This is a genomic window from Mycolicibacter sinensis (assembly GCF_001667945.1).
In the GTDB taxonomy this organism is placed as follows: domain Bacteria; phylum Actinomycetota; class Actinomycetes; order Mycobacteriales; family Mycobacteriaceae; genus Mycobacterium; species Mycobacterium sinense_B.
The window spans coordinates 19,895-38,016 of the sequence record NZ_LZJK01000079.1; the positions used below are offsets into that span (position 1 = coordinate 19,895).

19 protein-coding genes are annotated in these 18,122 nt (G+C 70.5%); 14 read left to right on the top strand and 5 right to left on the bottom strand.

All coding sequences use genetic code 11. The features are described 5' to 3' along the window. The first annotated feature begins 305 nt into the window (after window positions 1–305). From A5694_RS11150 to A5694_RS11190, 9 genes are all read left to right on the top strand, one after another. Complete coding sequence (locus A5694_RS11150; protein ID WP_064921900.1) at window positions 306–1,184, top strand: DMT family transporter; 879 nt, start codon at window positions 306–308, stop codon at window positions 1,182–1,184. Window positions 1,185–1,240: 56 nt separating this feature from the next. Next, window positions 1,241–2,158: a DMT family transporter gene (locus A5694_RS11155; protein ID WP_064921901.1), complete on the top strand. Its 918-nt coding sequence runs from the start codon at window positions 1,241–1,243 to the stop codon at window positions 2,156–2,158. 10 nt (window positions 2,159–2,168) lie between these two features. Further along, entirely contained in the window at window positions 2,169–2,837 is a 669-nt protein-coding gene (locus A5694_RS11160; protein ID WP_064921902.1) for a hypothetical protein, read from the top strand. Next, entirely contained in the window at window positions 2,834–3,763 is a 930-nt protein-coding gene (miaA, locus tag A5694_RS11165) for a tRNA (adenosine(37)-N6)-dimethylallyltransferase MiaA (protein ID WP_064921903.1), read from the top strand. The genes A5694_RS11160 and miaA overlap by 4 nt, the downstream gene beginning before the upstream one ends. Window positions 3,764–3,767: 4 nt before the next feature. After that, a complete protein-coding gene (gene dapF, locus A5694_RS11170) occupies window positions 3,768–4,646 on the top strand; it encodes a diaminopimelate epimerase (RefSeq protein ID WP_064921904.1) in 879 nt (292 codons plus the stop codon). After that, complete coding sequence (gene hflX / locus A5694_RS11175; protein WP_064921920.1) at window positions 4,643–6,043, top strand: GTPase HflX; 1,401 nt, start codon at window positions 4,643–4,645, stop codon at window positions 6,041–6,043. Before dapF ends, hflX begins: the two co-directional genes overlap by 4 nt. 270 nt (window positions 6,044–6,313) lie before the next feature. Next, window positions 6,314–7,645, top strand: coding sequence for a DEAD/DEAH box helicase (locus A5694_RS11180; RefSeq protein WP_064921905.1), 1,332 nt, complete (start codon window positions 6,314–6,316; stop codon window positions 7,643–7,645). 99 nt (window positions 7,646–7,744) lie between these two features. Then, window positions 7,745–8,905 carry an acyl-CoA dehydrogenase family protein gene (locus tag A5694_RS11185; RefSeq protein WP_064921906.1) on the top strand — a complete coding sequence of 387 codons (1,161 nt, stop codon included), beginning with the start codon at window positions 7,745–7,747 and terminating at the stop codon, window positions 8,903–8,905. Between the two features lie 240 nt (window positions 8,906–9,145). Beyond that, window positions 9,146–11,047 carry an LGFP repeat-containing protein gene (locus A5694_RS11190; RefSeq protein ID WP_064921907.1) on the top strand — a complete coding sequence of 634 codons (1,902 nt, stop codon included), beginning with the start codon at window positions 9,146–9,148 and terminating at the stop codon, window positions 11,045–11,047. On the opposite strand, the gene A5694_RS11195 is transcribed toward A5694_RS11190, so the two are convergent. The 3 genes from A5694_RS11195 to A5694_RS11205 are packed head-to-tail and all read right to left on the bottom strand — an operon-like array spanning window position 11,048 to window position 13,173. Continuing rightward, window positions 11,048–11,497, bottom strand: a complete 450-nt coding sequence (locus A5694_RS11195; RefSeq protein WP_064921908.1) for a nuclear transport factor 2 family protein — start codon at window positions 11,495–11,497, stop codon at window positions 11,048–11,050. A gap of 21 nt (window positions 11,498–11,518) precedes the next feature. After that, complete coding sequence (locus A5694_RS11200) at window positions 11,519–12,502, bottom strand: NAD(P)H-dependent flavin oxidoreductase (protein WP_064921909.1); 984 nt, start codon at window positions 12,500–12,502, stop codon at window positions 11,519–11,521. Beyond that, window positions 12,499–13,173, bottom strand: a complete 675-nt coding sequence (locus tag A5694_RS11205; protein ID WP_064921910.1) for a helix-turn-helix transcriptional regulator — start codon at window positions 13,171–13,173, stop codon at window positions 12,499–12,501. Before A5694_RS11205 ends, A5694_RS11200 begins: the two co-directional genes overlap by 4 nt. A gap of 92 nt (window positions 13,174–13,265) precedes the next feature. Here A5694_RS11205 and folE point away from each other — a divergent pair, with 92 nt between their 5' ends. Next, window positions 13,266–13,865, top strand: a complete 600-nt coding sequence (gene folE / locus A5694_RS11210; protein ID WP_064921911.1) for a GTP cyclohydrolase I FolE — start codon at window positions 13,266–13,268, stop codon at window positions 13,863–13,865. Window positions 13,866–13,881: 16 nt separating this feature from the next. Here folE and lexA read toward each other — a convergent pair whose 3' ends face one another. Continuing rightward, window positions 13,882–14,583 (bottom strand): transcriptional repressor LexA, encoded by a 702-nt coding sequence (gene lexA, locus A5694_RS11215; RefSeq protein WP_064921912.1) that lies wholly within the window; start codon window positions 14,581–14,583, stop codon window positions 13,882–13,884. A gap of 214 nt (window positions 14,584–14,797) precedes the next feature. Between lexA and A5694_RS11220 the strand changes: the two genes are divergently transcribed. The 3 genes from A5694_RS11220 (at window position 14,798) to A5694_RS11230 (ending at window position 16,430) form a co-directional block, all read left to right on the top strand. Beyond that, complete coding sequence (locus tag A5694_RS11220) at window positions 14,798–15,301, top strand: LysM peptidoglycan-binding domain-containing protein (RefSeq protein ID WP_064921913.1); 504 nt, start codon at window positions 14,798–14,800, stop codon at window positions 15,299–15,301. A gap of 144 nt (window positions 15,302–15,445) precedes the next feature. Continuing rightward, entirely contained in the window at window positions 15,446–15,910 is a 465-nt protein-coding gene (gene nrdR, locus A5694_RS11225) for a transcriptional regulator NrdR (RefSeq protein WP_064921914.1), read from the top strand. A gap of 34 nt (window positions 15,911–15,944) precedes the next feature. After that, a complete protein-coding gene (locus A5694_RS11230) occupies window positions 15,945–16,430 on the top strand; it encodes a peroxynitrite isomerase (protein ID WP_064921921.1) in 486 nt (161 codons plus the stop codon). 8 nt (window positions 16,431–16,438) lie between these two features. Here the strand turns inward: A5694_RS11230 and A5694_RS11235 are convergent, their stop codons facing one another. Further along, window positions 16,439–17,422: a proteasome assembly chaperone family protein gene (locus A5694_RS11235; RefSeq protein WP_064921915.1), complete on the bottom strand. Its 984-nt coding sequence runs from the start codon at window positions 17,420–17,422 to the stop codon at window positions 16,439–16,441. A gap of 275 nt (window positions 17,423–17,697) precedes the next feature. Between A5694_RS11235 and A5694_RS24605 the strand changes: the two genes are divergently transcribed. After that, on the top strand, window positions 17,698–18,122 hold a 425-nt coding region (locus A5694_RS24605), incomplete at its 3' end, for a DUF4192 family protein (RefSeq protein WP_234786501.1).

Sequence of the window (18,122 nt, forward strand, 5' to 3'; positions counted from 1 at the left end):
CAAGCAGTTACCCGCCATGCTGCACCGCCAACTCGGCGGTTCAGCGAGGCTCGACGGAGGAGAGCCGACGCTGGGAGCGCCGTGTGGGCCGGGCGGTTCAGCGAGGCTCGACGGAGGAGAGCCGACGCTGGGAGCGCCGTGTGGGCCGGGCGGTTCAGCGAAGCTCGACGGAGGAAAGCCGACGCTGGGAGCGCCGTGTGGGCCGGGCGGTTCAGCGAGGCTCGACGCAGGAGAGCCGACGCTGGGTAGCCTGTGCGATCGCGGTCGGTGTCATCTCCGGGACCGCCGACTTGGGGAGGCCGCCAGTGGCGAAAGAGACCGTCGTCGTCTTGCTCGCGCTCGGTGCGGCGCTTTTCGTCGCGATCAGTGACGTGATCCACCAGCGCAGCGCGCACCGGGTCGCCGACGAGTCGATCGGCCACCTCGGGCTGTTCGCCCGGTTGCTGGCCGACCGGCGCTGGTGGCTGGGCAGCCTGGTGGCCGCAGCGGGTTTCGTCCTGCAGGCTGTCGCGCTCGGCCTGGGTTCGGTGCTGCTGGTGGAGTCGCTGCTGGTGACGTCGTTGCTGTTCGCGCTGCCGATCAGCGCCCGGCAGACCGGGCGGCGGCTGGGCCGGTCGGTCTGGGTGTGGGCGGCGCTGCTGGTCGCCGCCGAGACGGTGATCATCACCGTCGGTCATCCCACGGCGGGGCAGGCCCGGGCCTCGTTCGACACCTGGTTCTGGGTGATCGCCGCCCTGGGGCCGGCGGTGGTGCTGTGCGTGGCCGGAGCACGCGTCGCGACGGGGCGGGTGGAGGCAGTGCTGCTCGCGGCGGCGTCGGCCATGTCCTGGGGCGTCGTCGCCGTGCTGACCAAGGGCGTCGTCGAGTTGCTCGGCCACGGGCTGCGACCGCTGCTCGCCTCGCCGGAGCTGTATGCGTGGGCGGCGCTCGCGGTAGCCGGTACCGTGTTCCAGCAGTCGTCGTTTCGCGCCGGGGCACTGACCGCCTCCTTGCCGACGATGACGGTGCTGGAGCCGACAGTGGCTGCGGCGCTGGGAGTGGTGCTGCTCGGTGAGGTGGTACGGCCCGGCCCGGGCGGCGGGTTCTTGCTGACCGTGGCGCTGGTGGTGCTGGTCGTCGCGGTCGCGGTGCTGTCGCGTGGTGAAGCGGTCGTGGACGACGATCCCGCCGTCGGGGCGGCCTAGCGTCGCCCGGTTGCCACCCGGCCGGCGGTATTCTTGCGCGATCGTAGGGAGGGACCATGTCCACAGGGAATGTCATCGCGGCGCTGCTCGCGCTGTGCGCCGCGCTGGCGTCCGCGATCGGCGACGTGATCCGCCAGCGGTCCGCCCAGGAGATCACCGATCAACAGGTCGGGCATCTGCAGCTGTTCTGGTTGTCGCTGCGCGACCTGCGCTGGTGGGGCGGCGGCGCCGCCGCGGTGGCCAATTACGCGCTGCAAGCGGTGGCGTTGGCGGTGGGCTCGGTGATGCTGGTGACCGGGCTGCAGGTGACCGCGCTGCTGTTCGCCCTGCCGCTCTACGCCTGGCTGACCCATCGCCGGGTGAGCAACTGGGAGTGGATGTGGGCCGTGCTGCTGGCCGCGGCGCTGGCGGTGGTGGTGGTCGTCGGCGACCCGACCGAGGGCAAACAGCATGCGCCGGCGGCCACCTGGATCGTGACGTCGGTGGTGGTGGCCGCGGTGCTGGTGGGCTGCACGCTGGCCGCCCGGATCTATCGGGGCCGGCCGGCGGCGGCGGTGCTGCTGGCGGTGGTGGCCGGCACCTCGCTGGCGGTGTTCGCGCTGCTGACCAAGGTCCTCGTCGAGGTGCTCAAGGCCGACGGTTTCGCCGCGGTGCTGCGGGCGCCGGCGCTGGTGCCGTGGCTGGCCGCGACGCTGGCCGGGATGATCTTCCAACAGTCGGCGTTTCGGGCCGGGGCGCTGACCGCGTCGATGCCGACGATGATCGTGGCCAAACCGCTGGTGGCCACCGCGCTGGGCGTGCTGCTGCTCAACGAGCACATCCAGGCCGGCGGCGCCGAGGACGTCGCGGTGCTCATCGGGGCGGCGCTGATCATCATCTCCACGGCGGCGCTGGCCCGCGGTGAGGCCGCCACCATCGTCGCCGACGCCGGAGGCGCCGACCTGGCGCCGGTGACGGCTCCGACGAGCCACTAACTTTGGTGCCGTGCTGGGCGGACTAGCGATCATCCCGTCGGCGCCGCTGCTGGTGCCCGAACTGGCCGGTAGCGCTCCCGAGGCGGCCGAGCTGCGGGCCGCGGCCCTGGCCGCCGCCGAATCGCTGCCGGCGCGCTGGGTGGCGGTGGGTGCCGGAGCCGACGGAGTATTCGGGCCCGACGCTGCCGGCAGCTTCGCGGGATTCGGCGCCGACGTGCCGGTGCGGCTGTCACCGGCCGCCGACCGGCCCACCGATCTGCCGCTGTGCGCCCTGGTCGCCGGGTGGGTGCGCGGGCGGCTCCGGCCGGAGGCCGCGATCGTGGTGCACGCCTACACCGAGCCGGCGGCGGCGCTGGCCGCCGGCCGTCGGCTGCGCGCCGAGATCGAGCAGTCACCCGAGCCGATCGGGGTGCTGGTGCTCGCCGACGGCGCCACCACCTTGACCCCGGCGGCACCGGGCGGGCATCACCCGGCCGACGTCGATCTCCAGCGGGCCCTCGACGACGCCCTGGCCGGCGGCGACGTCGCCGCACTGGCCGCCTTGCCGCCGCAGATCGTCGGGCGGGCGGCATTCGCGGCGCTGGCGGGGCTGGCGGCGACCCCGCCGCGCGCGGTCACCCAGCTCTACCGCGACGCCCCCTACGGGGTCGGCTACTTCGTCGGGAGCTGGCAGCCGTGAGGCCGATCGCGGTCGTCGGGCCGACCGGCACCGGCAAGTCGCAGCTCGCGCTGGAGCTCGCCGAAGCGCTGGGCGAATCGGGGAAATCGGCGGAGATCGTCAATGCCGACGCCATGCAGCTCTACCGCGGCATGGACATCGGCACCGCCAAGCTGCCGCCCAGCCAGCGCTGCGGCATCCCGCACCACCAGCTCGACGTCCTCGACGTCACCGCGACCGCGACCGTGGCCCGCTACCAGCAGGCCGCGGCCGCCGACGTCGAGGCGATCGCGGGGCGTGGCGCGGTACCGATCATCGTCGGCGGGTCGATGCTCTACCTGCAGGCCCTGCTCGACGACTGGTCCTTTCCGGCCACCGATCCGGCGGTGCGGGCCCGCTACGAGCAGCGGCTGGCCGACGTCGGGGTGGCCGCGCTGCACGCCGAACTGGCGGTGGCCGACCCGGCCGCCGCGGCGGCGATCCTGCCCACCGACGGCCGGCGCATCGTGCGGGCGCTGGAGGTGGTCGAGCTGACCGGTCGCCCGTTCGCCGCCTCCGCGCCCAGCATCGGCGATCCGCGCTGGGACACCGTCATCATCGGATTGGACTGCGACACCGCCGTTCTTGATGAACGGCTGGCCGCTCGCACCGAGACCATGTTCGCCCAGGGGCTGGTAGCCGAGGTGCAGACCCTGCTGGCGGCTGGGTTGCGCGACGGGGTCACCGCGGCCCGGGCGCTGGGCTACGCCCAGGTGATCGCCGCGCTCGATGCGGGCGGCGGCGAGGCCGATCTGGCGGCGGCGCGCGAGCAGACCTTCATCGGTACCCGCCGCTACGTGCGCCGGCAGCGGTCCTGGTTCCGCCGCGATCACCGCATCACCTGGTTGGACGGTGCGGCCGACGGCCTGCTCGACGCGGCACTGGCCGCGTGGCGGCACGTATCCTGAGCACATGCTTTTCGCCAAGGGTCACGGCACCCAGAACGACTTCGTTGTGTTGCCGGACCTGGGCGCGGAACTGAATCTGACGGCTGCCGCGGTGGCCGCCGTCTGCGACCGGCGCCGCGGGCTGGGCGCCGACGGCCTGTTGCGGGTCACCACCGCCGGCGCCGCGGCGAGCGCCGGTGTGCTCGACCAGCTGCCCGAAGGGGTGGCGGCCGAAGACTGGTTCATGGACTACCGCAACGCTGACGGATCGGTGGCCGAGATGTGCGGCAACGGGGTCCGGGTGTTCGCCCACTACCTGCGGGCCGCCGGCCTGGAATCGGCCGACGCGTTCGTCGTGGGGTCGCTGGCCGGGCCGCGTCCGGTGACCGTGCACCACGCAGACGACGTTCGGGCCGAGGTCACCGTCGACATGGGCAAACCTAACCGGCTCGGCAGCGGGGGGCCGGCGTTCGACGCCGTGGTCGGGGGGCGGCGGTTCGCCGGGCTGGGTGTCGACGTCGGCAACCCGCACCTGGCGTGTGTGGATCCGGCACTGTCGGTCGCGGAGCTGGCCGCGCTGGACGTCGCCGGCCCGGTGTCGTTCGACGCCGCCCAGTTTCCCGACGGGGTGAACGTGGAGATCGTGACCGCGGCGCGTGACGGCGCGGTGGCGATGCGGGTGCATGAGCGCGGGGTGGGGGAGACCCGGTCCTGCGGCACCGGCACGGTGGCCGCAGCGGTGGCCGCGTTGGCTCACGCCGGCGCCTCGACCGGCACCCTGCGCGTCGACATCCCGGGTGGCCAGGTCGCCGTGACCGTCACCGAGGCCACCAGCTACCTGCGTGGCCCGTCGGAACTGGTGGCGCGCGGTGACATCGCACCGGCGTGGTGGGCGGCGCAGTGAGCTATCCGGAGATCCCCAGCACCGGTGAGCTCGCCCTCGACGACCGTTCGGCGCTGCGCCGGGTCGCGGGGCTGTCCACCGAACTCGCCGACGTCTCCGAGGTCGAGTACCGCCAACTGCGCCTGGAGCGGGTGGTGCTGGTCGGCGTGTGGACCGAGGGCAGCGCCGCCGAGGCCGACGCCAGCATGGTGGAGCTGGCGGCGCTGGCCGAAACCGCCGGCTCGGAGGTGCTTGAAGGGCTGATCCAGCGTCGGGACCGGCCCGACCCGTCGACCTATATCGGCTCCGGGAAAGCCGTCGAGTTGCGTGAGGTGGTGCTGGCCACCGGTGCCGACACCGTCATCTGCGATGGCGAGCTGTCCCCGGCGCAGCTGACTGCGCTGGAAAAGGCGGTCAAAGTCAAGGTGATCGACCGCACCGCGCTGATCCTGGACATCTTCGCCCAGCACGCCACCAGCGCCGAAGGCAAGGCCCAGGTGGCGCTGGCGCAGATGCAGTACATGCTGCCGCGGCTGCGCGGCTGGGGTGAGTCGATGTCGCGGCAGGCCGGCGGCCGGGCCGGCGGCAGCGGCGGCGGGGTGGGGTTGCGCGGCCCCGGCGAGACCAAAATCGAAACCGACCGCCGCCGGATCCGGGAGCGGATGGCCAAGCTGCGCCGCGAGATCAAGGCGATGAAGCAGGTGCGCGACACCCAACGCAGCCGCCGCCTGCACAGCGACGTCCCGTCGGTGGCGATCGTGGGCTACACCAACGCCGGCAAGTCCAGTCTGCTCAACGCGCTGACCGGCGCCGGGGTGCTGGTTCAAGACGCGCTGTTCGCCACGCTCGAACCCACCACGCGCCGTGGGTATTTCGAGGACGACCGCCCGTTCGTGCTGACCGACACCGTTGGTTTCGTGCGGCATCTGCCAACCCAATTGGTGGAGGCGTTCCGTTCCACGCTGGAGGAAGTCGCCGACGCCGATCTACTGGTGCATGTGGTCGACGGCGCCGACCCCACCCCACTGGCTCAGATCAGCGCGGTCCGCCAGGTGGTCTCCGAGGTGATCGCCGAGCGCGACGGTACACCGGCACCGGAACTGCTGGTGGTCAACAAGATCGACGCCGCCGGGGATCTGGCGTTGGCCCAGCTGCGCCGCGCGCTGCCGGAGGCGGTCTTCGTCTCGGCGCGCACCGGTGACGGTATCGACGCGCTGCGCCACCGGATGGCACAGCTGGTGGCGCCGGTCGACACCGCCGTAGACGTGGTCATCCCTTACCGCCGTGGCGATTTGGTGGCGCGGGTGCACGAGCAGGGCAGAGTTCAGCACACCGAGCACAGTGAGGGCGGTACCCGGATCCGCGCGCGGGTCCCGGCCGCGCTGGCGGCCAGCCTGGCCGAATTCGCCCAGTCGTAGCGTCGCTCCCGGCGTGTGATCGGTCACAAGCGTTCGGGCTGCGCGGGCCGGTGCGCTAGGCTGACGATCAACGCTGGCATCACATGACGCCGGCACGTCGTGGAACGCTTACTCACCGCCGACATCTCGGTGAACGGTGCGATCAGAGCACAAGGTCTTCTCGCGGCGATCGATTTTGCCCACCGGCAATCTCGCCACTTTGCGCCGCCAACGGCTCGACCTCGTCGTCACGGCTGGCTGCGCACCCGATGCCGGAAAGGCACCGCCCTCATGACCTCCTCTTTCGCCGACCTCGGCGTGCCCGCACCCGTTGTCGCGGCGCTGGCCGACAACGCAATCACCGCGCCGTTTCCCATTCAGATCCGCACCCTGCCCGATGCTCTGGCCGGCCGGGATGTGTTGGGCCGTGGCAAGACAGGCAGCGGCAAGACGCTGGCGTTCTCAATTCCGTTGGTAGCCAGGCTGGCCGGGGTCAAACGGGGCCCGAGCCGGCCGTCGGGCCTGGTGCTCGCGCCCACCCGCGAGCTGGCCACCCAGATCGCTGCAACCGTGAAACCCCTTGCGGCGGCTTACGGCTTGAAGGTCACCACCATTTTCGGCGGAGTGTCGCAGTCTCGGCAGGAGAGCGCACTGCGCGGCGGTGTCGACATCGTGGTGGCCTGCCCCGGGCGTCTCGAAGACCTGATGAAGCAGCGGCTGCTCAGTCTGGACGCGGTGCAGATCACCGTGCTCGACGAAGCCGACCACATGGCCGACCTCGGGTTCCTGCCCGGCGTCACCCGGATCCTGGCCGCTACGCCGGACACCGGTCAGCGGCTGCTGTTCTCGGCGACGCTGGACAACGGGGTGGACAAACTGGTGCGGCGCTTTCTGCACGACCCGGTGTCGCATTCGGTCGATGATGGCCGGGACGCGCCTCCAGCGGCCATGACCCATCACGTGTTTCACGTCGCCGGGGCGCAGGACAAGAAGGACGTGGTGCACCGCTTGGCATCTGGTACCGGCCGCCGAATCCTGTTCATGCGCACCAAACATCAGGCCCGCAAGTTGGCCAGACAACTAACCGAGGCCGGGATCCCGTCCGTCGACCTGCACGGCAACCTGTCTCAGCCCGCGCGTGACCGCAACCTGGCCGCGTTCAGCACCGGAGCGGCTCGGGTGCTGGTGGCCACCGACATCGCTGCCCGCGGTGTGCACGTCGACGAGGTGGCGCTGGTCGTCCATGTCGACCCGCCGGCCGAGCACAAGGCCTACCTGCACCGCTCGGGGCGCACGGCGCGCGCCGGCAGCGCCGGCGACGTGGTCACCGTGGTGTTGCCCGAGCAGCGCAAGGACACCCAGGTGCTGCTGCGCCGGGCCGGGATCACCGTGGCCCCGCAACAGGTCAGTGTCGACTCGATGCCGGTGCAGACCCTCGTCGGCGAACTCGCCCCGCTGGAGCTGCCCGCCCCCAAGGCGGCGGCGCCGGTACGCCCTGCTGCGCCGAAGGCGCAGGGCCGGGGATCGGGTAACGGCCGGCGGCGGCGCGGCGCGGCGGTGGGGGCGTCCCCGCGTCCCGCACGCCGCGGCGGCCCGCGCCGCACCGGAGCGGACGCCCGGTAATAGGCGCTGGCGCGGCGGCCGACCGGACCGCCGGACCTCCCAACCATCCGGTTGGTCTATTGTCGTCGGAAAGATTCCGTCGATCCCGGAGGTCAGGCGATGAGCGCCGCAGTCAAGTACCAGCGAACCCTGTTCGAGCCTGAGCACGAGCTGTTCCGGGAGTCCTACCGGGCATTTTTGGACCGCCACGTCGCGCCCTACCACGAGGAGTGGGAGAAGGCCAAGATCGTCGACCGCGGCGTCTGGCTCGAAGCCGGCAAGCAGGGCTTTCTGGGCATGGCGGTGCCCGAGGAGTACGGCGGCGGGGGCAACCCAGACTTCCGCTACAACACGATCATCACCGAGGAGACCACCGCCGGTCGCTACAGCGGTCTGGGCTTCGGGCTGCACAACGACGTCTGTGCCCCCTACCTGCTGGAACTGTGCAACGAGGAGCAGAAGCAGCGCTGGCTGCCCAAGTTCTGCACCGGTGAACTGATCACCGCGATCGCGATGACCGAGCCCGGAACCGGCAGTGACCTGCAGGGCATCAAGACCCGGGCGGTCAGAGAGGGCGACCACTACGTCCTCAACGGCTCCAAGACGTTCATCACCAACGGCATCCACTCCGACCTGGTGATCGTGGTGGCCCAGACCGACCCCGACAAGGGCGCGCAGGGATTCAGCCTGTTGGTGGTGGAACGCGGCATGGCGGGCTTCGAACGCGGCCGCCACCTGGACAAGGTCGGCCTGGACGCCCAGGACACTGCCGAACTGTCGTTCACCGACGTGCACGTGCCGGTCGAGAACCTGCTGGGCCAAGAGGGCATGGGCTTCATCTACCTGATGCAGAACCTGCCGCAGGAACGGATCTCGATCGCGATCATGGCCGCCGCGGCGATGGAGGCCACCCTTGAGCAGACCATCACCTACACCCGGGAGCGCAAGGCGTTCGGCAAGCCGATCGGCAGTTTCCAGAACAGCCGGTTCCTGCTGGCGGAGCTGGCCACCGAGGCCACCGTGGTGCGGATGATGGTCGACGAGTTCGTCCGGCTGCACCTGGACAAGCAGCTGACGGTGGAGCAGGCAGCGATGGCCAAGTGGTACTCCACCGAGAAGCAGGTCCATCTGATCGACCGCTGCCTGCAGTTGCACGGCGGCTACGGTTACATGCGCGAATACCCGATCGCCCGGGCCTACCTGGATTCCCGGGTGCAGACCATCTACGGCGGCACCACCGAGATCATGAAGGAGATCATCGGTCGCAGCCTGGGCGTCTAGTTCCCGGCGACCGAGGCGCTGAGCTGCGTGTTCAGCGCCATCCGGCGCGGCGTTGCGGCACGTCGCTTCCGCATCGATTCGGCATCGGCTGGGTATCTGTTTCCGCAATATCGATGACTTCGCTTCGCAATACGGGCCGATTGCGGGAAAGTTTATGCCGGAAACGTTTGGGTCGATTGCGGTGCCTGGGAGGGCTTGGTGACTAGTCGGAAAGATCGGTTCGGCAAGACGGCGGTGCGCATGGCGCTCGGCCTCGCGGCGACGGTCACCGTGCTGTTGTCGGTACAGACCGCGGCGGCCACGCCCGACAGTGACGCCCACGACGCCATCACCGCGGCATGGCAGGCGGCCGGCGGTGACGGTTCACCCCTGGGACCGCCCAAGGGCGACGTACACCCGGCCGGAGTGGGATTCGCCCAGGATTTCGCCGGCGGGACGATGTTCTTCACCCCCGAAACCGGCGCCAAGGCGCTCTACGGCGCGATCCTCGACAAGTACGAGTCGATGGGCGGGGCAGCCACCGGCGACCTCGGGTTTCCCAACATCGACGAGGTGCCGGGGCTGGTCCCGGGTAGCCGGGTGGCGATCTTCTCCGGCCCCGACAACCCGGTGATCTTCTGGACGCCCGAACACGGCGCCCACGTGGTGCGCGGCCCGATCAACGCCGGCTGGGACAAACTGGGCAGCTCCACCGGCCCGCTGGGGGTGCCGGTCGAGGACGAGAACTACGACGGTGCGGTCGTGAGCCAGAAGTTCAGCGCCGGCGCGCTGTCGTTCGACGGTGCGACCAAGACGTTCACCACCGTGCCGCCGGAGCTGGCGGCGCAGCTGGCCGATCTGCAGGTTCAGCTCGACCCGACCGCGGCCATCGACCAGGCCTGGCGCACCGCCGGCGGCCCCTCGGGTGCACTCGGGGCCAAGCAGGGTGACCAGTATCCGATCGGCAGCGACGGCGTAGGCCAGGATTTCGCCCGCGGCAAGGTCTACTTCTCCCCGGCTACCGGCGCGAACGCGCTGGAAGGCGACGTGCTGGCCAAGTACGAGTCGCTCGGTGGGCCGGCCGGCAGCGATCTGGGCTTCCCGATCACCAGCACGGCTGACGGCTCCATAGCCGGCAGCAAGTTCAACGCTTTTGCCGCCGACGACGACCCGGTGATCTTCTTCAGCCCGGACAACGGCGCCTTCGTGGTGCGCAGCGCGATGAAGGTCGCGTGGGACAAGCTTGACGGAGCGTCGGGAAAGCTGGGTGCCCCGGTGGGCGACCAGACCGTCGACGGCGACCTGGTCTCGCAGAAGTTCACCGGCGGGACGGTCTCTTGGAACCAGGCCACCAACACCTTCAGCACCGAACCGGCCGAGCTGGCGCAGGCGCTGTCGGGCCTGCAGATTCCCGGGATGAACCTGCCCAACGCCAGCACGTCCACCGCGCCCGGTGTCAGCAAGGAGACGCACTGGAACTGGTTGTGGGTGCTCATCCCGGTGGCGGTGCTCGTGGTGCTCGGGGCGCTGGCCGGCGCGGCGATGTGGTGGCAGCGGCGCCGTCCGGCGCCGGAGCCCGGGCGCGCACCGGTCGCCGTACCCGCCCCGGTCAGCGACGACTACGACGACGATGACGAGCAGTGGGCCCACCACGAGCAGCAGGATCACGAAGGCACGGTGCGGCTGCCGAGCCGCTACGGCGGCTCGTCGTTCGGTGCGGCACCCGAGGCGGAGACGCCGGGGATGCCGGATGCACCCTGGCTGCATTACGGCGAATCCGACGCGGGGGAGGACGTCGACGACGAAGACGAGGCGGACACCGCGCCGACCCGGGTGGTCAGCGAGGAGGAGCTGGGCACCGGGCGACACGCGGTGGGCCACGCGGCTTCCGGCGCGGAATCGCGGGGGTTCGGGTCTGGGGCGCAGTCGCGCACGTTCGGCTCCGGCCAGCGCAGCTACGGCGTCGAGGAGTCGGCTCATCCGGTGATGCACCTGCCGCTGGACGACCCCTACCAGCAGCCGGAGGGCTATCCGATCAAGGCGAACATCGGTTCGGGGCTGTACTACACGCCGCAGAACGCCCTGTATGACGACACGCTCGCCGAGATCTGGTTCGCCACCGAGGATGCGGCCCGGCTGAACGGCTTCACCAAGGCCCGCTGATCAGCGCAGCGGCAACGTGGTTCGTTCACCGTCCGGGCGCGGCCCGAAGATCCGTCGCTGATCTTCGGTGATCGCGACGTCGTCGATGCTGGACTCGCGGCGGCTCATCCGGCCGTCGTCGGCGAACTCCCACAGTTCGTTGCCGTAGCTGCGCCACCACTGACCGTCGGCGTCACGGCTCTCGTACTGGTAGCGCACCGCGATCCGGTTGCCGTGGTAGCACCACAGCTCCTTGCGCAGGGCGTAATCGCGTTCGCGTGCCCACTTGCGTCGCAGGAAGGCCACGATCTCGGCGCGCCCGGTGATGAACTCGTCACGGTTACGCCATACCGAGTCGTCGGTGTAGGCCAGCGCCACCCGGTCGGGATCCCGGGTGTTCCAGGCGTCCTCGGCGGCAGCGACCTTACGTCGCGCCGAATCCTCGTCGAAAGGCGGACAGGGGCCGAACATGGTGACCTCCTTGCTGATAGCTCACGGCGTCAACCGCGCGACAGCCTGCGCGGCCGGAATGATGTCGTGAATGCGATGGATCGTCTCTCCGGCGTAGAGCGCCGACCGTTCGACGACGGCCGGGTCCATGCCGGCCAGCGGCAGCGCCGGGGTGTACAGCGGTACCGCCACCCGCTGCAGGGCAAGCATCGCGTCCTGGGCGCCCACCGGCATCAGCCGGCTCAGCGGCGCACCGGCCCGATTGAATGCCCGCACCGCTGGCGGGCCGAGTTCGTTTCGGGCACACCAGCGTTCGGTGAGTGCGTTCGGCACCACCCGGTGCGCCAGTGGCCAGCCCATGCCGAACAACATGGTGCGGATGGTGCGTTGGGCGGCCAGCACCTTCTGCTTGTAGCCGGGGTGTGCACACGACTCCTCGGTGAGCAGAAAGCGCGTCCCGGCAACTGCGCCGGCGGCCCCGGCGGCCAGCAGCGCCCGGACATCGTCGGCGTCGGCGACCCCGCCGGCCGCTAGCACCGGTGCGCCGTCCGCGGCCTGCAGGACCTCCGGCAGCGTCACCTCCAGTGGCCGGTCGGCCACCAGGTGCCCGCCGGCCTCGACGCCCTGGGCCACCAGTCCGCTCGCGCCGGCGGCCAGCGCCCGGCGGGCCTGCGCGGCGTCACCCGCGGTGCACAGCACCGGGATTCGTGCGGTCCGCAGCGCTGCAATCCAGCGTGCGGGCGCGCCGTCGTGGAACACCACCAGGGCGGCACCGGCCGTGATGCAGGCGTCGATGTGGGCGCGGCGGGCGAACGGGACCAGCAGATTGGCCGCGACCGGCCGGCCGCCAGCCAGCGTCACGGCACGATGCAGCTCTGCGGCGAAGCGGCGCGGAGCGCTCAGCCCGACCGTGCCCAGCGCGCCGGCCGCCGAGACCGCGCCGGCCAACTCCGCTCCGGCCACACCGCCGCCCATCCCGGCCTGCATGACCGGGGCGCTCAATCCCAGCGACTCCAGCAGGTTCATCGGTGCCGGCCAACCGGAGCCCGGACGGTGACGCAGCACCGCCGCTCGCAGGGGGTCAGCGCCGCGCGCTGCGGCAGCTCACCGGCGCCTTCCAGCATGCCCTGGATCAGCTGCAGATTGAGCCCGCACACTTCTTGGGTGTACTGGCGTGCCAGTTGCTCGAACGGGCAGTTGCGCAGCTCGATGTCCCCGTCGCCGTTGACCGCCGGCTCGTAACCGCACTCGCAGAGCGCTTCGAAGACGTCCTGGCCGGTTGCCCCGGCCCGCCCGGCGCGACGGGCCGCCGCCGAGATCTCCGCGCGTACGGTGCCGGCGTCATCCGCCACCAGGGCGGTGACCAGCAGCTCGGCCAGCAAGCGATAGTTGCGCGGCGGCACGCTTACCGACAGCTCGTCGCGGGTGCGTGCGTAGCGTTTGGCCGGGCGCCCGGCGCCGGGCCCGGATCGGCCGGCGGGCCGGGCGTAACTCACCGCCAAGATCCCCACCTCAGCCAGTTTGTCGAGGTGGTAGGCCGCCAGGGTGCGGCTGATGCCCGCCGCGGCCGCGGCGTCTTCGCGAGCCACCGGTTCATCCGACGAGGCGACGTACTGGTAGAGCCGCTGCCGCACCGGATCGTCCAGCGCGCTCAACCCGGCTAGCGGATCCAGGCCGCCGCGGGGAGGGGTGCTCATCGTCCCAATGTAACACCAAAAAATATTGACAAATAGGGTTGCGTGCCGCCACGCTAAGGCCCAACGCGGACAAATCGATGGGGGAGAGTGCGATGTCGGTAGCCGTCTACGCGGACCTGCGGCTGGTCGATCGGCCGGTGCCGGACCTCGATGCCGCCGAACAGGCCGCCGCGGCGTTTCTGCAGGCGCTGGGCGTCTCCACCACCGAGGCGGGGCTTGCGGACACCCCCCGCCGGATGGCGCGAGCCTATGCCGAGATGTTCACTCCGAAGCCGTTCGAGGCCACCACCTTTCCCAACGACGAGGATTACGACGAGCTGGTGCTGGTCCGTGACATCCCGTTCCGGTCGATCTGCGAACACCATCTGTTGCCGTTCACCGGAAGCGCCTGTGTCGGTTACCTGCCCGGTGACCGCATCCTCGGCCTGTCCAAGCTGGCCCGGGTGGTCGACTACTTCGCGTGCCGGCCGCAGGTGCAGGAACGTCTCACCAAACAGGTGGCCGACTGGCTCACCGACCACCTGCAGCCACGTGCCGTCGGGGTGGTGATCCGCGCCGAGCACACCTGCATGACGTTGCGTGGGGTACACGCCACCGGCTCGACCACGGTGACCTCGACGCTGCTGGGCACGCTGCGCACCGATGCCCGCTCCCGGCAGGAGTTCTTCTCGCTGGTCGGAATCGGCGGATAGCCGACGGGCCCGCGGTTCAGACCTTGCGGATGACGGTGACGACCTTGCCCAGCACGACCGCGTCGTTACCCGGAATGGGGTCGAAAACAGGGTTGTGCGGCATCAGCCACACCTGACCGCCGGCCCGTTTGAAGGTCTTGACGGTGGCTTCCCCGTCGATCATCGCGGCGACGATGTCGCCGCTGTCGGCGACGTTCTGCTGGCGCACCACCACCCAGTCGCCATCGCAGATCGCGGCGTCGACCATCGACTCGCCGACCACCTTGAGCAGGAACAGCTCTCCGTCTCCCACCAGTTCGCGGGGGAGGGGGAAGACATCTTCGACCGCTTCCTCGGCCAGGATCGGCCCGCCGGCGGCGATCCGGCCGAGCACCGGGACGAAGGTGGGTTCGGGCAGCGCGTCGGAACCGGCGAAGTCGGTCCGGGGCGCCGCGTCTGAGGGCCCGGCCGATTCCTCGGGGCCGCGGACGTCGACGGCGCGGGGCCGGTTGGGGTCGCGCCGCAGATAGCCCTTGCGCTCCAGTGTGCGTAGCTGGTGGGCGACCGAGGAAGTCGAGGTCAGCCCGACGGCGTCCCCGATCTCCCGGATGCTCGGGGGGTAGCCCCGCTCGTTCACCGAGGCGCGGATGACGTCGAGGATGGTGCGCTGCCGGGCGGTCAGCGGTGAATCGGGCACAGCTGCAGGTCCCGGGGCCGCCGTCTTGCTGCTATCGCTCATGAAGGCGAATGTAGTCGCATCGCCGCAATTAATCAAACATGTGTTCGAGGTGTGTCGCGCGAGCGTTCGAACCCGGCCGAGACTTGTCGGTGGGCATCGCTAGCCTATTCGACAACGAATCGATCACATGTTCGGACATCGAACATACAATCGATTATGATTCGAACAGTCGAGCGAATACCGGTCGCCGACGCCGAGTGAGGGAGAACCGCACATGATGCTCATCGACACGATCGCCCCGACGTGCGAACCGGCCCGGCCCGAGCGGGTCCGGGCGCATCGCGTTGCCGGGACGTCCGGCCGCGCCCACCCGGTCCAGACCCGTCCCGTGCGCCTCGCCCGGTCGCGCCCGGGCGGGGCGCCGCTGCGGCACCACGGCGCCGGGGTGCTGATGTCGCGCACGGCGCACCGCCCGCGGCCGGTCAAGCCCATCACTCCGGTGACCACCGTGGTGCTGGCGCTGATCGCGGCGGGGATCACGGTCTGGCTGGGGCTCATCGCCCAGTTCGGTGCGGCGATGGCTGGCGGCGGCGCCCCCGCGGTGCCCGAACGGCTGGGCGTGGTGCGGGTGCAAAGCGGCGAGAGCCTGCAGCGCCTGGCGGCCCGGGTCGCGCCCGATGCGCCGACCGCGCAGGTCGTCGACCGGATCCGCGAACTCAACAGTCTGGAATCGGCGGCGGTGGACGCCGGCCAGCCGCTGATCGCGCCGATCGGCTGACCGTTGATGCCCGGCCGGCCGCGGCCTGCGGCTACTGCGGCGCGCCGCCCGGCACCCGCGCAGGTACGCTCACAGTTGTCCCAGTGGTCCGGATCGCCTCAGCGCGTGCGGGTGTCCGGCTCTCGGCACGGCGAAGGAGCGGCCATGCATTGCCCGTTTTGTCGCCATCCAGACTCCCGGGTGGTGGATTCCCGCGAAACCGACGAAGGTCAGGCCATTCGCCGCCGCCGGTCCTGCCCGGAATGCGGTCGTCGCTTCTCCACCGTGGAGACCGCGGTGCTGGCCGTGGTGAAACGCAGCGGCGTCACCGAGCCGTTCAGCCGGGAGAAGGTCATCAGCGGGGTGCGCCGGGCCTGCCAGGGCCGCCATGTCGACGATGACGCGCTCAACCTGTTGGCCCAGCAGGTCGAAGACGCGGTGCGCGCGGCGGGCTCACCGGAGATTCCCAGCCACGAGGTGGGTTTGGCGATTCTGGGCCCGCTGCGCGAACTCGACGAAGTGGCCTACCTGCGATTCGCCTCGGTCTACCGGTCCTTCTCGTCGGCGGCCGACTTCGAGCGGGAGATCGAGGCGCTGCGCGAACACCGGCAGGTGCCCAGCACCGGTTGAGGCTCGCGGCGCCATGCCGCACTACGCTGGCCCCATGGCACCCGACCTGCACCCGAATCTTGTGGAGCTGGCACCGCTGCTGGGCACTTGGTCTGGCCGGGGCTCGGGGGTGTATCCCACGATCACGTCGTTCGACTACCTCGAAGAGGTGGTGTTCTCCCACGTCGGCAAACCGTTTCTGGTCTACGGCCAGAAGACGAAGTCGGCCGCCGACGGTCTGCCACTGCACGCCGAGACCGGATACCTACGGGTGCCGCAGCCCGGCCGGATCGAATGGGTGCTGGCCCACCCCAGCGGTATCACCGAGATCGAGGTGGGCAGCTATGCGGTGACCGCCGACGGCATCGAACTCGAGATGTCGGCGCCGACGATCGGGCTGGCGCCGACCGCCAAAGAGGTGACAGCGCTGCGCCGCCACTACCGCCTCGCCGGCGACGAGCTGTCCTACACCTTGGACATGGGCGCGGTCGGCCAACCGGCGCAGAACCATCTCACCGCTGCGCTGCGACGAACGGGATAGGCCGGCCGTCACGGCGTGTCGTCGTCGCCCCGGTCCTTCTTCGCCTCCTGGGCTAAGAACCGTTCGAACTCGGCCCCGAGTTCATCGGCGCTGGGCAGATCCTCGTCGCGGGCCAGCAACGAGCGGTTCTCCTGCGCGGCGATGAACGCGTCGTACTGGCGTTCCAGTGCCGCCACCACCTGCGCCACTTCGGCGCTCGCCTCGACCTGTTCATCGATCTTGGCCCGGATATCGGCCGCGGCTGCACTGAGTTCGGCCAGCGGCAACTGCAGGGAGCCGGTCTGGGCCGCCTGCCGCAGCAGCGCCTCGGCCGCCTCGGGGTAGTCGGTTTGTGACACGTAGTGCGGCACGTGCACGGTGAACCCGACCACCTCGTGGCCGTGCTGGGCCATCCGGTACTCCAACAGGTTGGAGGCGCTGCCCGGCACCTGGACCTCGGCGATCCACGGGGTGAAATCGGTGATCAGCTCGCGGTTGTTGGAGTGCGCGGTCAGCGTCACCGGCCGGGTGTGCGGAACCGCCATCGGGATGGTGCCCAACCCGATGGTCCGCCGAACCCCGAGCCGCTCGGCCAACAGCCGCACAGCGGTGATGAAACGCTCCCACTTGAGATCCGGCTCCATGCCGGCCAACAGCAGAAACGGTGTCCCCGCGGTGTCCCGCAGGGCATAGAGGCTCAACTCCGGCTCGGCATAGTGGGTGAAGTGGTCGGTCTTGAACGTCATCACCGGTCGCCGCGACCGGTAGTCGAGCAAGTCGTCGATCGCAAACGATGCCACCAGCTCACTGTCGAGGGTGGCCTTGAGGTGGCTGGCGGCCAACCGGATCGCGTGCCCGGCGTCGGAGAAGCCCTCCAACGCGTGGATCAGGACCGGACCCGCGCCGTCGGGCGACGTCACCTGGGGCGCCGGGACCTCCAGCTCGTACATGCCGCCTTGCTCGGCCTGGTAGTGCCGGCGCCGGTCGGGACCGGTGTCCGGATGCTCGGCCATTACCTTCGCCTCCTCATTCCTGCAGATCTCGGTGCGGGTCGCACCGCCTAGTTTCCCTCACGTCGGGCCCGCACCGGAAAACGGTGCGGGCATGCGATCGAAAACACCCGGGTGCGCCGACCGCATTCCCCGGTGGGGTTCCCGTTCGCTGAGCGATGAAATCCCGGTCGCCGGGCCCGCGGGGTCGGCTCACAGTTGCCGATTCGTCCACAAAGCGGCCGCGTACCCGGCGCGGGCGCGCCCCGATGACGGTGGGTGTCGTCAACGTTGCTGCCATGACGACCAAGCAACCGGAATTCACCCTGAATCGCCCGGGAGCGCTGATTGCGGCGCTGCCGGCCATCCTCGGCTTCGTGCCGGAGAAATCTCTGATCCTGGTCTCGGTCGACGGCGGCGAGCTGGGGGCGGTGCTGCGGGTCGACCTCTGCGACGAACTCGCCGACACCGTCGGTCATCTCGCCGACGTCGCCGCGGCCGCCGCCCCGGCAGCGGCGATCGCGGTGATCGTCGACGCCGCCGGCGCGCGCTGCCCGGTCCACCACATGCGCGCTGAGCAGCGCAATGTCGTTGCGCGACAACTCCAGCGACAGGGCATCGACCAGCCGGCGATGCTGGTCGTTGCAGACCGGGCAGCGCGCGCCGGCGGCGTCGACGATCACCGCGATCGCCGCTGCCGGGGCGGCGGCCGCGGCGACGTCGG

What these genes read in the sequence shown, in the direction of transcription:
- A5694_RS11155 (WP_064921901.1), top strand. Translation starts at nt 1,241, where the DNA reads ATGTCCACAGGGAATGTCATCGCGGCGCTGCTCGCGCTGTGCGCCGCG.
- dapF (WP_064921904.1), top strand. Translation starts at nt 3,768, where the DNA reads ATGCTTTTCGCCAAGGGTCACGGCACCCAGAACGACTTCGTTGTGTTG.
- A5694_RS11180 (WP_064921905.1), top strand. Translation starts at nt 6,314, where the DNA reads ATGACCTCCTCTTTCGCCGACCTCGGCGTGCCCGCACCCGTTGTCGCG.
- A5694_RS11185 (WP_064921906.1), top strand. Translation starts at nt 7,745, where the DNA reads ATGAGCGCCGCAGTCAAGTACCAGCGAACCCTGTTCGAGCCTGAGCAC.
- A5694_RS11190 (WP_064921907.1), top strand. Translation starts at nt 9,146, where the DNA reads ATGGCGCTCGGCCTCGCGGCGACGGTCACCGTGCTGTTGTCGGTACAG.
- A5694_RS11195 (WP_064921908.1), bottom strand. Translation starts at nt 11,497, where the DNA reads ATGTTCGGCCCCTGTCCGCCTTTCGACGAGGATTCGGCGCGACGTAAG.
- A5694_RS11200 (WP_064921909.1), bottom strand. Translation starts at nt 12,502, where the DNA reads ATGAACCTGCTGGAGTCGCTGGGATTGAGCGCCCCGGTCATGCAGGCC.
- A5694_RS11205 (WP_064921910.1), bottom strand. Translation starts at nt 13,173, where the DNA reads ATGAGCACCCCTCCCCGCGGCGGCCTGGATCCGCTAGCCGGGTTGAGC.
- folE (WP_064921911.1), top strand. Translation starts at nt 13,266, where the DNA reads ATGTCGGTAGCCGTCTACGCGGACCTGCGGCTGGTCGATCGGCCGGTG.
- lexA (WP_064921912.1), bottom strand. Translation starts at nt 14,583, where the DNA reads ATGAGCGATAGCAGCAAGACGGCGGCCCCGGGACCTGCAGCTGTGCCC.
- A5694_RS11220 (WP_064921913.1), top strand. Translation starts at nt 14,798, where the DNA reads ATGATGCTCATCGACACGATCGCCCCGACGTGCGAACCGGCCCGGCCC.
- nrdR (WP_064921914.1), top strand. Translation starts at nt 15,446, where the DNA reads ATGCATTGCCCGTTTTGTCGCCATCCAGACTCCCGGGTGGTGGATTCC.
- A5694_RS11230 (WP_064921921.1), top strand. Translation starts at nt 15,945, where the DNA reads ATGGCACCCGACCTGCACCCGAATCTTGTGGAGCTGGCACCGCTGCTG.
- A5694_RS11235 (WP_064921915.1), bottom strand. Translation starts at nt 17,422, where the DNA reads ATGGCCGAGCATCCGGACACCGGTCCCGACCGGCGCCGGCACTACCAG.